Consider the following 14,127-nt stretch of genomic DNA (forward strand, 5'->3'; position numbering starts at 1 on the left):
GCACGGTCATGGGATGGTTCACCGCACCCGACTACTGGCTGAGCCGACTGATCTTCCAGCGGGCGCTGGCCGGCATCTACCTCATCGCGTTCCTCACGGCGGCCCGCCAGTTCCGCGCACTGATCGGCGAACGCGGCATGCTGCCGGTCCCCCGCCTCCTCGCCCGTACGCCGTTCCGCCAGGCCCCGGGCATCTTCCAACTCCACTACACGGACCGCTTCTTCGCGGCCTGCGCCTGGACGGGCTGCGCGGTGTCGGCAGCCCTGGCGTGCGGGCTCGACTCCCAACTCCCGCTCTGGGCAGGGATGGTGATGTGGCTGGTGCCGTGGGCGCTCTACCTGTCCATCGTCAACGTCGGCCAGACCTGGTACGCGTTCGGCTGGGAGTCACTGCTGCTGGAGGTCGGCTTCCTGGCCGTCTTCCTCGGCAACGACGAGGTGGCCCCGCCGGTCGTGGTGCTGTTCCTGCTCCGCTGGATCCTGTTCCGGGTGGAGTTCGGCGCGGGTCTCATCAAACTGCGCGGCGACGCCTGCTGGCGGAAGCTGACCTGCCTGGACTTCCACCACGAGACCCAGCCGATGCCGGGCCCGCTGAGCTGGTTCTTCCACCACCTCCCCCACCCCCTGCACCGAGTCGAGGTGGCGGCCAACCACGTCACCCAACTCCTCGTCCCCGTCCTCTTGTTCACCCCTCAGCCCATCGCGACGGCCGCCGCGACCCTGATGATCGCCACCCAACTGTGGCTGGTCCTGTCCGGCAACTTCTCCTGGCTGAACTGGATCACCATCGTGCTGGCCGTGTCCGCGATCCACCTCCCCCGCACACCGCCGCCCGCATCCGGCCCGCCCGCCTGGTACGAGGTCGTGGTCCTCACGGTCGCGGCCCTCCTGCTCTGGCTCGGCCACCGCCCGGTCCGCAACATGATCTCCCGCCGCCAGATCATGAACCGCTCCTTCGACCCGCTCCATCTGGTCAATTCCTACGGCGCGTTCGGCACCGTGAGCCGCATCCGCTACGAGGTGGTGGTCGAGGGCACGGCCGACGCCGTACCCCACGAGGAGTCCGGCTGGCAGGAGTACGAGTTCAGGGGCAAGCCCGGCGATCCACAGCGCTGGCCACGCCAGTTCGCGCCGTACCATCTGCGGCTGGACTGGATGATGTGGTTCGCTGCCCTCTCCCCCGGCTACGCCGACCCGTGGTTCGGCGCCCTGGTGGAGCGCCTCCTGGAGAACGACCGGGACACGCTACGGCTGTTGCGCCGCTCCCCGTTCCCGCCCGACGCGCCCCCGCGCTTCGTCCGGGCCCGCCTCTTCCGCTACCGCTACACGAGTTGGCGGGAGTTGCGGGAGACGGGCGCGTGCTGGGAGCGGACGTTCGTACGGGAGTATCTGCCGCCGACGCGGTTGGCGGCGGACACTCAGAGGCCGTAGACGCGGGTGGCTGTGCCCTCGAAGACCTCGGCGCGTTCGGAGGCACTCAGGTCGTCGGTCAACTCACCAGCCACGTCCGTGACTTGGCCGTACGTCGCCGCCAGTGTGCACACCGGCCAGTCCGACCCGAACATCAGTCGGCTCGGGCCGAAGGCGTCGAGCGCGGTGTCCGCGTAGGGGTGGAGGTCCTCCGCGCTCCAGGTCTTCCAGTCGGCCTCCGTGACCAGGCCGGACAGTTTGCAGTAGGTGTTGGGGAGCGCGGCGAGGGAGCGGAGGGAGGTCGCCCAGGGTTCCTGTTGTCCCGAGGCGATGCGCGGCTTGCCCAAGTGGTCGAGGACGAAGGTGAGTTGGGGTAGGGCGGCGGACACTTCCACGGCGGCCGGGAACTGGTGGGGCAGGACCAGCAGGTCGTAGACGAGTCCCGCGTCGGCGACGGCGGTGAGGCCTCGGCGTACGTCCGGGCGCAGCAGCCAGTTGGGGTCGGGCTCGCCCTGTACCTGGTGGCGGATGCCCTTCAGGTAGTGGCCGCCGGGGAGCTCACGCAGGCGGGCCAGTTCGTCGGTGATGTCCTGGCGGGTGAGGTCGGTCCAGCCGACGACTCCGACGATCAGGTCGTGCGCGTCGGCGAGGGCGAGGAACTCGGGGGTCTCCTCGGCGACGGTGATCGTCTGGACCAGGACCGTACGGTCGACGCCGGCCGCCCGCGCCTCGGGTTCGAGGTCGGTGACGGTGAAGTCGCGGCGCAGGGGCTGGAGTTCGGGGCCTTCGATCCAGTCCTGGTCGCGGACGGAGAGGTCCCAGACGTGGTGGTGGGCGTCGATCGTCATGGCAGCTCCCATACGACGGGCAGGCCCGCGTCGGCGCCCTGGCCGGAGTAGTCGTGCACCACGGTGAGGAGCTGGGCCATGCGCGCCTGCCAGGCCACGTTCACCGGGAGCTGGTCCAACTCGGCGAGCAGGCGGGCGTAGTCGTCGCATTCCAGGACGTGGAAGAGGTCGGTGCCGCTGCGCCAGATCGTCCAGGAGGTGGCACCGGCGGCGCGGATGGCGGTGGTGAGTTCCTTGGGGACGTCGAGGTGGGCGCTCTCGTACTCGGCGATGCGGTCGGGGCGGACCTTGGTGTGCAGGGCGACTCTCATGACGGCTCCTCGGTGGGGATCGGGGCGTCGGCTGACAGCAGCCCCGTGTCCCGCAGCTCCTGCCAGAACCCCGCGGGCACGGCAACGGCGAACTGCTCGGCGCAGTCCCGCACTTCGGCCTCCGACCGGGCGCCGACCAGGACGCTCGCCACGGCCGGGTGAGCCGCGCAGAAGGCGAGGGCTGCGGCGCGCAGCGTGACGCCGTGCCGCTCGGCCACGGCCTTCATCCGGAGGGCGCGGTCCAGCAACTCCGCAGGCGCCTGTGCGTAGTTGTACGTCGCGTCGGGCTTCGGATCCGCCAGCAGACCGGAGTTGAAGGCCCCGCCGATGACCACCGACTTGCCGCGTGCGACGGCGGCCGGGAGCAGTTCGGCAAGCGCGCTCTGGTCGAGGAGGGTGTAGCGGCCCGCGCACAACACCACGTCCACGTCCGTGTCCTGGACGAACCGGGTGAGCATCTCGGCCTGGTTCATGCCCGCGCCGATCGCCCCGACGACACCCTCCGCGCGGAGCTTCTCCAGTGCCGGATAGCCCTCGCGGAAGGCCTGTTCGGCGTGGTCGTCGGGGTCGTGGAGGTAGACGACGTCGACGCGGTCGAGGCCGAGCCGTTCGAGGCTGGCTTCCAGGGTCCGGCGTATCCCGTCGGCGCTGAAGTCCCAGACCCGGCGCTGCGTGGCAGGCACGGCGAAACCATGGGCGAGGTCGTCACCCGTCGCCGTCCCAACAAGCTCCAGCCGCCGTCCGACCTTGGTGGAGATCGCGTACGACGAACGCGGACGCTCACGCAGGGCCGCACCCAGCCGCCGCTCGGACAGACCGAGGCCGTAGTGCGGCGCGGTGTCGAAGTAGCGAATGCCTTGCTGCCAGGCCGTGTTGACGGCCAGGTGTGCCTGATCGTCGTCGACCTCGGTGTACAGGTTGGCTATCGCGGCCCCGCCGAAGCCCAGCCCGCTGACCTCGATCCCGCTCTCCCCGAGGGCGCTCACTGGCCCACCGGTCGCAGCCGCAGCCCCTGCATGCCGCCGTCCACGGCGAGCGAGGTGCCGGTGGTGGCGCCGGACAGCGGGCTTGCCAAGTAGGCGACGGCGCCCGCGACTTCGGCCGCCGAGACGAGTCGGCCCGAGGGCTGGCGGGCCGCCAGGGCGGCGCGTTCGGCGGCCGGGTCGGATGCCGAGTCGAGGAGGCGGCCGACCCAAGGGGTGTCCGCCGTACCGGGGTTGACGCAGTTCACGCGGACGCCCTCGCGGAGGTGGTCGGCGGCCATGGCGAGGGTGAGGGAGTACACGGCGCCCTTCGTGGCGCTGTACAGGGCGCGTTGGGGCAGTCCCGCCGTGGCCGCGATGGAGCAGGTGTTGACGACGGCCGCGTGGGAGGACTCGCGCAGGTGCGGGAGCGCGGCCCGGGCGACGCGGACCATGCCGAGGACGTTCACGTCGAAGACGCGATGCCATTCCTCGTCGTCGTTGTCCTCGACGGTTCCCTGCGCGCCGATGCCCGCGTTGTTGACCACCACGTCGAGTCCGCCGAGGTCGGCGACGGCGGAGGCCACGGCCTGTCGTACGGAGGTGTCGTCGGTGACGTCGGCGCGGTAGCCGAGCAGCGGCTTCTCGACGGAGGAGGGGTCGAGGTCGAGCACCGCCACCAACGCCCCGCGTTCGGCGAGGAGTTCGGCGGTGGCCCGGCCGATGCCGGAGGCGCCTCCGGTGACCAGGGCCTTGAGTCCCTCGAAGTCGGTCATGCCGCGTGTCCCTTCTGGCGGTCGAGGTCGGCGGCCCAGAAGGTACCGCCGGGGAAGGTGTAGCGCGCGATGGACTCGGGCCGCATGGTGGCCGAGAACCCGGGTGCGGTGGGTGCCATGTAATGACCTTCTCGGATCACCACCGGATCCAGGAAGTGGTCGTGCAGATGATCGACGTACTCGATGACGCGGTCGTCGGTCGTCCCGGCGACGGCGAGGTAGTCGAACATCGAGAGATGCTGGACGAGTTCGCACAGTCCGACGCCGCCCGCGTGCGGGCAGACGGGGACGCCGAACTTGGCGGCCAGCAGCAGGATCGCGAGGTTCTCGTTGACGCCGCCGACGCGCGCCGCGTCTATCTGGAGGATGTCGAGGGCTCCGGCCTGGAGCAACTGCTTGAAGACGATGCGGTTCTGCACGTGTTCGCCGGTGGCGACCTTGACCGGGGCGACGGCCGCGCGGATCGTGGCGTGGCCCAACACGTCGTCGGGGCTGGTGGGTTCCTCGATCCAGTACGGGTCGAACTCGGCGAGTGCCTTGGTCCAGCGGATCGCCTCGGCCACGTCCCAGCGCTGGTTGGCGTCGATCGCCATCCGGATGTCGGGCCCGACCACCGAACGGGCCACCCGGCAGCGGCGGATGTCGTCGTCGAGGTCGGCGCCGACCTTCAGCTTGATCTGCCGGAAGCCGTCGGCGACGGCCTGCGCCGCGAGCCGGGTGAGCTTCTCGTCGTCGTAGCCGAGCCACCCGGCGGAGGTGGTGTAGGCAGGGAAGCCGCGCTCCAACAGGATGTTCCTACGGCCTTCCGCGCCCGCCTTGCCTCGGCGCAGGATGTCGAGGGCCTCGTCCGGGGTGAGCGCGTCGGTGATGTACCTGAAGTCGATCTGGCTGACGAGCCATTCGGGGTCGGCGTCGGCGAGGAGCTGCCACAGCGGTTTGCCGGCGCGCTTCGCGGTGAGGTCCCAGGCCGCGTTGATCACGGCGCCGATCGCCATGTGCATCACGCCCTTCTCGGGCCCCAGCCACCGGAGTTGACTGTCGCCGATCAGCTCGCGGTTCAACGACCCCGGATCGGCGCAGAGTTGGTCCACGGACCGGCCGATCACATGGTGCCGCAACGCGTCGATCGCGGCGACCTGGACATCATTGCCCCGCCCGATGGTGAAGGAGAACCCGTGCCCCTCGTGCCCGTCGGCCGCGTCGGTGCGCAGCACGACGTACGCGGCCGAGTAGTCGGGGTCCGGGTTCATCGCGTCGGAGCCGTCGAGCTCGCGCGAGGTGGGGAAACGGATGTCGTAGGTGTCGACCGCGATCACGCGGGCGGGGGTCGGGGACACGGAGGGCCTTTCGGTCGGGTACAGGGATCCGGTGCCGTGCGGGTGCCGGAGGCCGGTGGGTCAGTCCTGGGCTCGGCCTGTCGTCACGCGGGCGATCATGAGGGCGACCAGGATGATCCCGCCGTAGATGGCCTGGATCCAGAAGGACGGGACCTGGGCGAGGGTGAGCAGGTTCTGCACAACTCCCAGGAGGAGTACGCCGGTTAGGGCGCCGAACATCGTGCCCTTGCCGCCGTCCAGGCTGATGCCGCCGATGACGGCCGCCGCCATCACGGTGAAGATCATGTTGTTGCCCTGGTTGGCGCTGATCGCGCCGACGTAACCGGTCTGCATGATGCCGCCCACCGAGGCGAGGACACCCGCGATGACGGAGACCCCGAGGAGCATCCGGTCGACGCGGATGCCGGCCGCGCGGGCCGCCTCCTGGTTGCCGCCGATCGCGTAGAGGGCGCGGCCGACGCGGTGGTACTTGAGCACGAACCCGGCGACCGCGAAGCAGACCGCGGCCAGCCACACCGACATCGGGACGTTCAGGAAGGTGGAGGTGGCCAGGGTGAAGAAGGAGTCGGGCATCCCGAACAGCGTCTTGCCCTTGGTGGCGCCGACCAGCAGACCGCGCAGCACGATCAGCATCGCGAGGGTGACGATGAAGGCGTTGAGCTTGAACTTCACCACGAGGATGCCGTTGAAGGCGCCGATGATCCCGCCGACCACGAGGATCGCGACGAGGGCGAGCGGGGCCGACCATTCCGTGCCCCAGCCCGACTCGGCCGACGGCAGGACCAGCAGGGCGCCGATGGCGGGCGCGATGCCGACCACCGACTCCAGCGACAGGTCGATCTTGCCGGTGATGAGGATCAGCGACTCGGCGAGGACCACCATCGCGAGGGCGGCGGAGGCACCCAGGATGGAGATCAGGTTCCGTTCGGTGAGGAACGAGTCGTTGACGATCGCGCCGAGTATCAGTAGCACCAACAGGGCTGGTACGAGGGCGAGTTCACGGGCCCGGCGGAGCAGGACCGTCCGGGCCGAGCGCGCCCCGGCGGCGCGGGGGGCGGCGAGCGCCGGGGCCGCCTTGGTGTCAGCCATGGTCCACTCCTTCGATGGAGGCGATCAGCTCGTGGTCGCGCCAGCCCGCCGGATGCTCGGCGACGACACGGCCGTGGAAGAGGACGAGGACGCGGTCGCAGCGCCGCAGGTCGTCGAGTTCGTCGGAGACGACGAGCACCGCGGTGCCGTCGTCGCGGGCGCTGTCCATGCGGGCGAGCAATGACTCCTTGGACTTCACGTCGACGCCCGCGGTGGGGTTGATGAGGACCAGCAGTCTCGGGTCGGAGGCGAGTGCGCGGGCCATGACGACCTTCTGCGCGTTGCCGCCGGACAGGTCGGAGACGGGCTGTTCGGGGCCCTCGGTGTGGATGTCGAGCCGGTCGATCAGCTCGGTGGCGAAGGCGCGCTTGCGCTCGGTGCCGACGAACCCGAAGCGGCCGAGCCGGTCCAGGACCGTCATGGTCGCGTTGTCCCCGATGGACATGCCGAAGACCAGCCCCTGCCCGTGCCGGTCGCGCGGAACGCAGCCGACCCCGGCCTTCAGCGAGGCCTGCACATCCCCGAACGGCAGCTTCTCTCCGTCGAGTTGGGCCGTGCCGCCGGTCGGCGTGTACAGCCCGGTGAAGGACTCGGCCAGCTCGATCTTGCCGCTGCCGCTCGATCCGGCGAGTCCGACGACCTCACCCCGGCGGACGGTGAGATCGACGTTCTCGTACGACTCGGAGGTGAGCCCGCGCGCGTCGAGGAGGACGGGCGCCTCGGTGTCCAACTCCCTGAGCTGCACTTCGAGTTCGGCGATGGATTCCCCCGCCATGGCCTCCACCAGGGCCCGGCGCGGGAGGTCGGCGACCGGCGCGGTGGTGATCCACCGGGCGTCGCGCAGCACGGTGACGGTCTGGCACACCTCGTACACCTCCTGGAGGTGGTGCGAGATGAACAGGAAGGTGACACCGGACTCCTGGAGCGCCCGCATCCGTGTGAAGAGGCGCTCTATCTCCCGGTTGTCGAGCTGCGCGGTCGGTTCGTCGAGGACGATGAACCGGGCGCCGAAGCTCAACGCCCGTGCGATCTCCACCATTTGGCGGTCCTCGACCTTGAGGTCGGCGGTGCGCGCCTCGGGGTCGACGTGCACGTCCCAGGTGTCGAGGAGTTCGGCGGCCTCGGTGCGGAGCCGGCGCCAGCTGATGATGCCGCCCCGGGACTGCGGCTGGCGGTTGATGAAGAGGTTCTCTGCGACCGTCAACTCGGGTACGACAGTGGGCTTTTGGTAGACGCAGGCGACCTTGGCGCGCCAGGCGTCGCGGTCGGTGAGCGGGGGCGCGGGCTCGCCGTCGAAGCGGACCGTGCCCTCGTCGGGGGCCGCCAGGCCGGTGAGGACGGTGACGAGGGTGGACTTGCCGGCGCCGTTGCGGCCGACGAGGGCATGGGACTCGCCCGGCAGGACGGTGAGTCGGCCGTCGGCGAGGGCGACGGTCGGGCCGTACCGCTTGACGATTCCCGTCGCCTCCACCAGCGGAGTGGTCACTGAAGTGCTCATTTGACCGTGTTGCCCCAGAGCTTGGCGTCGTCGACGTTGTCCTTCGTGACCAGGGGCGCGGGCAGCTGGTCCTCGAGGATGCCGCTGGGCAGCTTGACGATCGTGGAGTCGTGGTCGGTGGGGCCGGGCTTGAAGGTCTTCCCCGCCATCGCGGCCTTGATGTAGTACATGCCGTACTTGGCGTAGGCGTCGGCCGGTTGGGAGACCGTGGCGTCGATCTCACCCTTGCGGATCGCGTCGAACTCCTGCGGGATGCCGTCGTTCGAGACGATCGTGATGTGCCCGGCTTGGCCCGCCTTCTTCAACAGGCCCTTGGACTTGAGCGTTTGGAGGGTGGGCGCGAGGTAGACGCCGCCCGCCTGCATGTAGATGCCCTTGATGTCGGGGTTGGCGTTGAGGAGCGTGTCCAGCTTGGAGGCCGCGGTGTCGGACTCCCACTTGGCGGGGATCTCCAGGACCTTGAGCTTCGGGTACTTCTTCTTGACGCAGGCCCTGAACGCCTCCGACCGGTCACGGCCGTTGACCGAGGCGAGGTCGCCCATGATCTGCACGACCTTGCCGCTGGTGATGTGCGCCCCGAGGTAGTCGCAGGCCTTCTCGCCGTACGCGACGTTGTCGGCGCGCACGACCATCGCGACCTTGCCCTTGTCGGGCGCCACGTCGACGGCGACGACCGGCACGCCCTTGCGCTCGGCCTGGTCGAGGCCGGCTTCGATGGCGGCACTGTCCAGCGGGGCGACGACCAGGCCCTTGACGCCCTGGTTCAGCTCGTTGTTGATGTCGGTGATCTGCTGCGAGGGGTCGCTGTTGGAGTTGACCGTCTTCAGTGCCTGGACACCTTCGGACTTCGCCATCTTCGGCACGTAGTCGTTGTACGACTGCCAGAACGGCGAGGTCAGCAGGGGCAGGATCACCCCGACCTTGCCCGTGCCGCCCCCGCCGGAGCTGGACGCGCCGGTGTCCTTGGTGCTGCCGCATGCCGTGAGCGCGAGGGTGCCGCACGCGGCCGCAGCCGTCGCACGCACCGCCCACGAGGAGAAACGCCTGCCTTGTCGTCCGTTGCGCACTGTGCTGCCGGCCATCTGTCGGGCTCCTCATCGAGCGGGTTCGAGCAGTTGCCGGAATATTTATCAGACCACTTCGGGGCTACAACACCCTCAGGAGCCAAATTTTCGCGCTTTCTGGCCGTAGTGGTCCGACCACATCCGTGGCTAGACTGCGCGGACCGGCGACAGGAGGAGTGGCGTGGACGAGACCCTGCCGAGTGAGACGGACCCGGGGGCCGCCGCGCCGAAGGGCACGGTGACGCAGCGCGCCATCGACTCGATCAAGGCGCTGATCGGCGAGGGCCGTCTGGAGCCGGGCCAGCGGCTGCCCACCGAACGCGATCTCGCGGCCCAACTGGGCATCTCCCGCAGCTCGATGCGCGAGGCGATCCGCGCGCTCACGGTGCTGGGCGTGCTTGAAGCGCGGCACGGATCGGGCATCTACGTCACGCAGTTGGAGGCCGGCGACCTGCTGGAGACCTTCGGTGTCGTCGCCGATCTCTCGCGGGGCCCTGGTCTGGTGGAACTCCTCGAAGTCCGCCGCATTCTGGAGTCGACGGCGACCGCCCTGGCCGCGGCCCGCATCACCCCGGACCAGCTGGCCGAGGTCGAGAAACACCTCACGGCGATGAACGCCACCGACGACCCCGAGGAGATCCTCGCCCACGACCTCGCCTTCCACCGCGAGATCGCGGCCGCCGCCGGCAACGACACCATGGCCGCGATCCTGGAGGGCCTGTCGTCGCGGACGTTCCGCGCCCGGGTCTGGCGCGGCTACCAGGAGGAGGGCGCCTTCGCCCGCACCCGCCGCGAACACGCCGCGATCCACCGGGCGTTGGTGGCCCACGACCCGGAGGCGGCCCGCGCGGCGGCGGCCTCGCACGTGGGCGAGGTGGAGGAGTGGCTGCGGGCGCAGCTCGGGGCGTAGCAACGGGGGCTCAGAGGCCCGGGGCGAGCAACGCTGGGCACCCGCGCCGCCCTGGTTTTCAGGCGCCCGCGGTGGATACCGGAGGATGTCCGCGCGGTTCCGGCACGCAGGGCACCCGCGGCGAACAGTAGAGGGCATGCGCGTGGGTCCGGCATGCAGACGCCTGCGGCGCAACGGAACGCGTGCGTGCGGTTCCGGTACTCAGGGTCCGGCCGCGGACAGCGCAGGGCACCTCGCCTGACCCGGCACTCAGACGCCCGCGGCGGACAACGGAACACACCCGTGCGGTCCCGGGGCGCCCGCGGCGAGCAGGGCAGGATGCCCGTCCCGTCCCGGCGTTCAGGCGCCCCCGGTGGGCAGTGGCGGTTCGCCGCGTTGGCCCTGGACCTCCGCCCATCCGCGCAGTTCGCTGGTGCCCACCTCGTCGACCGCCCGGTGCAGGGCGGCCCGCGCGTCCGCGTCGCGCTCGCCCTGCGGCAGCAGCAGGTAGTGGTCGATCGCCCGCCGCAGGCCCTCCCGCGCCTGTGCGGCCAGAACCCAGCGCGAGCCCGGGCTGAACAGCTGGCGCATGCCGGTGAAGAAGACGGCGCTGCCCGCGATCAGGGCGGTGAGCCAGGCAGGCGCGTGCAGTCCCGCCGCCACGACCGTCGCGGACGTGGCGGCGAGAGCGCCGAGTTCCGTCGTGTAGTGCAGCCACCTGGCCCGGTCGCACGCCCCCGCGTAGAACTCCAACTCCTGCCGGGCGAGCCCCAGGAGAGGATCGGGTTGGGAGGCCCAGGCCTGGCCGACGGCCGTTCTTCGTCTCATCGCCACATCATCGGGCGATCACGGCCGCCGGCGAAAGGCGTTCCGGCTCAGGACCGCCGAAACCGCAGCGTCACCAGCTCGAACGGGCGCAGCCGCAAGGCGAGTTGATCACCCTCGCGGGTCACCTCCTCGGCGTCGGCCCACGGCCGCTCCAGCAGGTCCACGACCTCCACCGCGTCGAACGCGAAGCCCACCGTCAGTGTCGCCCTGGCCCGTCCCCCGTGCGCCTCGTGGAAGCGGACCACGACGTCACCGCTCCCGTCGTCGGCGAGCTTCACCGCCGTGACGACGACCGCGTCCCGGTCGACGCGCACCAGCGGCGCGACCTCCTGCCCGCCCTCGACTCGCCGCTCCGGCAGGTTGATCCGCCACCCTTCGCGGACCGCGTCGCCGATGCCCGCGCCGGGCACCAGTGCGTGCCGGAAGCGGTGGACGCCCTGGTCGGTCTCGGGGTCCGGGAAGCGCGGGGCGCGGAGGAGCGAGACGCGGACGGTGGTGGTCGTACCGTTGTCGCCGTCGCCGCGGACCGTACGGGTCACATCGTGGCCGTACGTCGAGTCGTTGACGACGGCGACGCCCCAGCCGGGCTCCTCCATGTGCACGAAGCGGTGGTTGCAGGCCTCGAACTTGGCCGCCTCCCATGAGGTGTTGGTGTGCGTCGGGCGGTGGAAGTGCCCGAACTGGGTCTCGGACGCGTACCGTTCGGCGTGCACGTCCAGCGGGAACGCGAGCTTGAGGAACTTCTCGGTCTCGTGCCAGTCGACCTCGGTGTCGATGAGCAGTCGCCGCTCGCCGGGGGCGAGGGACAGGAGTTGGGTGACCTTGGACGCGCCGAAGGACCGCACGATCCGCACCGCGTTCCCGTCCGCCACGACCTCGTCCGCGTCCGTGAGGTCCGTGACCGTGTTGCGGTAGAACTCGTCGACGTCCCAGGCGTCCCACATGTTCGGGAAATCCGGGTGGAGTTGGAGCAGGTTGGCGGTTCGGCCGGGTGCGATCGTCTCGCGGTCGGCCTCGATGTCGTAGGCGGAGACGACCAGGCCCCGGGCGTCGATCTCGACGCGGAGCAGTCCGTTCTCCAGTACGTGTCCGCCGCCGACCCGGGTCGCGAGTGCCGTCTCTCCCTGGACGGCCGGAATCTGGGCACCGCCTGCGGGGACGCCTTCGCGGGTGTGGGGCGCGGAGTTGAAGAGGAGGGGGGTCGTGCCCTCCCCCGCCAGTGCGCGCTGGGCCGCGTCGATGATGGCGTCGAGTTCCGAGGCGATCCGCTCGTAGGTCCGGCGGGCCTCGCGGTGCACCCAGGCGATGGAGGAGCCGGGCAGGATGTCGTGGAACTGGTGGAGCAGGACTGTCTTCCAGATCCGGTCCAAGTCCTCGTACGGGTAAGGGAATCCGGCCCGTACGGCGGCCGTCGCCGCCCACAGCTCCGCTTCGCGCAGGAGGTGTTCGCTGCGGCGGTTGCCCTGCTTGGTCCTGGCCTGGCTGGTGAGGGTGGCGCGGTGGAGTTCGAGGTACAACTCGCCGACCCAGACCGGGGGTTCGGGGTACTCGGCCTCGGCCTTCTCGAAGAACTCCTTGGGGGTCTCCCAGGCCACGGTCGCCGAGCCTTCGAGATCGCGCAGGCGAGCCGCCTTGGCGATCATCTCGCGGGTGGTGCCGCCGCCTCCGTCGCCCCAGCCGGTGGGCGCGAGGGAGTGCCGGGCGACGCCCTTGTCCTTGAAGTTGCGTGCCGCGTGGGCGATCTCGCGGCCCTGCATGGAGCAGTTGTAGGTGTCGACGGGCGGGAAGTGGGTGAAGATCCGGGTGCCGTCGATGCCCTCCCAACGGAAGGTGTGGTGCGGGAACTTGTTGGTCTGGGACCAGGAGATCTTCTGGGTCAGCAGCCACTTGGAACCGGCCGCCTTGATGATCTGCGGGAGTCCGGCGGCGAAGCCGAAGGTGTCGGGCAGCCAGGCCTCCTCGTTCTCGATGCCGAACTCGTCGAGGAAGAACCGCTTCCCGTGCACGAACTGACGGGCCATCGCCTCCGAGCCCGGCATGTTGGTGTCCGACTCCACCCACATGCCACCGGCGGGCACGAACCGCCCGTCCACCACCGCCTTCTTGACCCGGGCCCACACCTCGGGCCGGTGCTCCTTGACCCAAGCCCACTGCTGGGCCTGCGACATGGCGAAGATGAAGTCGGGCTCGTCCTCAAGGAGGGCCGCCATGTTGGACGTTGTGCGCGCGACCTTGCGGACCGTCTCGCGCAGCGGCCACAGCCACGCCGAGTCGATGTGCGCGTGCCCGATGGCGCTGATCCGGTGCGCGGACGGGACGGCGGGCGAGGTCAGGACGGCCGCCAGCTGTGAACGGGCTTGCTCCGCCGTGCCGTTGACGTCCTGGAGGTCCACGGCGTCGAGCGCCTTCTCGATCGCCCGCAGCAGGTCCCAGCGACGTGCGGAGTCCACCGGCAGCTCGGCCATCAGCTCGCCGAGGACCTCCAGGTCGAGGACGAGGTTCCAGACGTTCTCGTCGAGGACGGCGAGGTCCATGCGGGTCAGCGTGTACTGCGGCTCGCTGCCCGCGGTCTCCTTGTCGCCCAACTGCGTGGGCAGGAACGGGTGGTAGTCCAGGACCACCGGGTTGGACGCGGCCTCGATGTGCAGCCGCACCTCCTCGCCGCCGGCGACGGGCGCGCCGATCCTGACCCACTGGTTGCGCGGGTTGAGGCCCTTCACAGGGGTGCCGTCGGGCCGGTAGACGAGGCCCTCGCACTGGAAGCCGGGCATGTTCTCGTCGAAGCCGAGGTCGAGCAGCGCCTCGACGGTCTTCCCGGCCCACTCCTGGGGGACGGTCCCGGTGACGCGGAACCAGCTGGTGCCCCAGGGAGCACCCCACCGGGCACCCACCGCGATCGGTTCGGGTGTGCCCGCGAGTCCCTCGGCCACGGGCACCGGCTCGTCGGGCGCGTGCCAGACGGCCACCTCCAGCGGCACGGACGCGGGATACACGGCGGGACGGATGCGCTCTTCGAGGACACGCTTGAGGCGGGCTTCGACCAGGCTGCGGTCGTCATGCATGCGGGGTGCTCCGTAGCTCGGTTGCGGGTTGGGGCAGGGGTGGTGCCAAGCGGG

12 protein-coding genes are annotated in these 14,127 nt (G+C 70.3%); 2 read left to right on the forward strand and 10 right to left on the reverse strand.

What is annotated here, in order from left to right; genetic code table 11:
* Positions 1-8 precede the first annotated feature (8 nt).
* Positions 9-1,430, forward strand: coding sequence for a lipase maturation factor family protein (locus OG504_RS08280; RefSeq protein ID WP_405989161.1), 1,422 nt, complete (start codon positions 9-11; stop codon positions 1,428-1,430).
* Here OG504_RS08280 and OG504_RS08285 read toward each other — a convergent pair.
* Genes OG504_RS08285 through OG504_RS08320 form a run of 8 tightly spaced genes read right to left on the reverse strand, consistent with a single transcriptional unit; the run spans position 1,418 to position 9,312 of the window.
* Positions 1,418-2,257, reverse strand: coding sequence for an amidohydrolase family protein (locus tag OG504_RS08285; RefSeq protein ID WP_405989162.1), 840 nt, complete (start codon positions 2,255-2,257; stop codon positions 1,418-1,420). The two genes, OG504_RS08280 and OG504_RS08285, sit on opposite strands and share 13 nt — an antisense overlap.
* Entirely contained in the window at positions 2,254-2,568 is a 315-nt protein-coding gene (locus OG504_RS08290) for an L-rhamnose mutarotase (protein ID WP_405989163.1), read from the reverse strand. Before OG504_RS08290 ends, OG504_RS08285 begins: the two co-directional genes overlap by 4 nt.
* Positions 2,565-3,554, reverse strand: a complete 990-nt coding sequence (locus tag OG504_RS08295; RefSeq protein WP_405989164.1) for an aldo/keto reductase — start codon at positions 3,552-3,554, stop codon at positions 2,565-2,567. The genes OG504_RS08290 and OG504_RS08295 overlap by 4 nt, the downstream gene beginning before the upstream one ends.
* Positions 3,551-4,306, reverse strand: coding sequence for an SDR family NAD(P)-dependent oxidoreductase (locus OG504_RS08300; RefSeq protein WP_405989165.1), 756 nt, complete (start codon positions 4,304-4,306; stop codon positions 3,551-3,553). The genes OG504_RS08295 and OG504_RS08300 overlap by 4 nt, the downstream gene beginning before the upstream one ends.
* The gene (locus OG504_RS08305) at positions 4,303-5,643 is read right to left on the reverse strand and encodes an L-fuconate dehydratase (RefSeq protein WP_405989166.1); all 1,341 of its coding nucleotides are present in this window, start codon (positions 5,641-5,643) and stop codon (positions 4,303-4,305) included. Before OG504_RS08305 ends, OG504_RS08300 begins: the two co-directional genes overlap by 4 nt.
* A 60-nt stretch (positions 5,644-5,703) precedes the next feature.
* Positions 5,704-6,732 carry an ABC transporter permease gene (locus OG504_RS08310; protein WP_405989167.1) on the reverse strand — a complete coding sequence of 343 codons (1,029 nt, stop codon included), beginning with the start codon at positions 6,730-6,732 and terminating at the stop codon, positions 5,704-5,706.
* Positions 6,725-8,230 (reverse strand): sugar ABC transporter ATP-binding protein, encoded by a 1,506-nt coding sequence (locus tag OG504_RS08315; RefSeq protein ID WP_405989168.1) that lies wholly within the window; start codon positions 8,228-8,230, stop codon positions 6,725-6,727. The genes OG504_RS08310 and OG504_RS08315 overlap by 8 nt, the downstream gene beginning before the upstream one ends.
* On the reverse strand, positions 8,227-9,312 hold the full coding sequence (locus OG504_RS08320) for a sugar ABC transporter substrate-binding protein (RefSeq protein ID WP_390164829.1): 1,086 nt from the start codon (positions 9,310-9,312) through the stop codon (positions 8,227-8,229). Before OG504_RS08320 ends, OG504_RS08315 begins: the two co-directional genes overlap by 4 nt.
* Positions 9,313-9,475: 163 nt before the next feature.
* On the opposite strand from OG504_RS08320, the gene OG504_RS08325 reads away from it, so the two are divergent.
* Positions 9,476-10,204, forward strand: a complete 729-nt coding sequence (locus OG504_RS08325; protein ID WP_366433393.1) for a FadR/GntR family transcriptional regulator — start codon at positions 9,476-9,478, stop codon at positions 10,202-10,204.
* 339 nt (positions 10,205-10,543) lie between these two features.
* Here the strand turns inward: OG504_RS08325 and OG504_RS08330 are convergent, their stop codons facing one another.
* Positions 10,544-11,011, reverse strand: coding sequence for a DUF4231 domain-containing protein (locus OG504_RS08330; RefSeq protein WP_405989169.1), 468 nt, complete (start codon positions 11,009-11,011; stop codon positions 10,544-10,546).
* 47 nt (positions 11,012-11,058) lie between these two features.
* Positions 11,059-14,073 (reverse strand): alpha-mannosidase, encoded by a 3,015-nt coding sequence (locus tag OG504_RS08335; RefSeq protein ID WP_405989170.1) that lies wholly within the window; start codon positions 14,071-14,073, stop codon positions 11,059-11,061.
* Between the last annotated feature and the right edge of the window lie 54 nt (positions 14,074-14,127).

The sequence above is a fragment of the Streptomyces sp. NBC_00986 genome, from assembly GCF_045162565.1.
Taxonomy (GTDB): Bacteria; Actinomycetota; Actinomycetes; order Streptomycetales; family Streptomycetaceae; genus Streptomyces.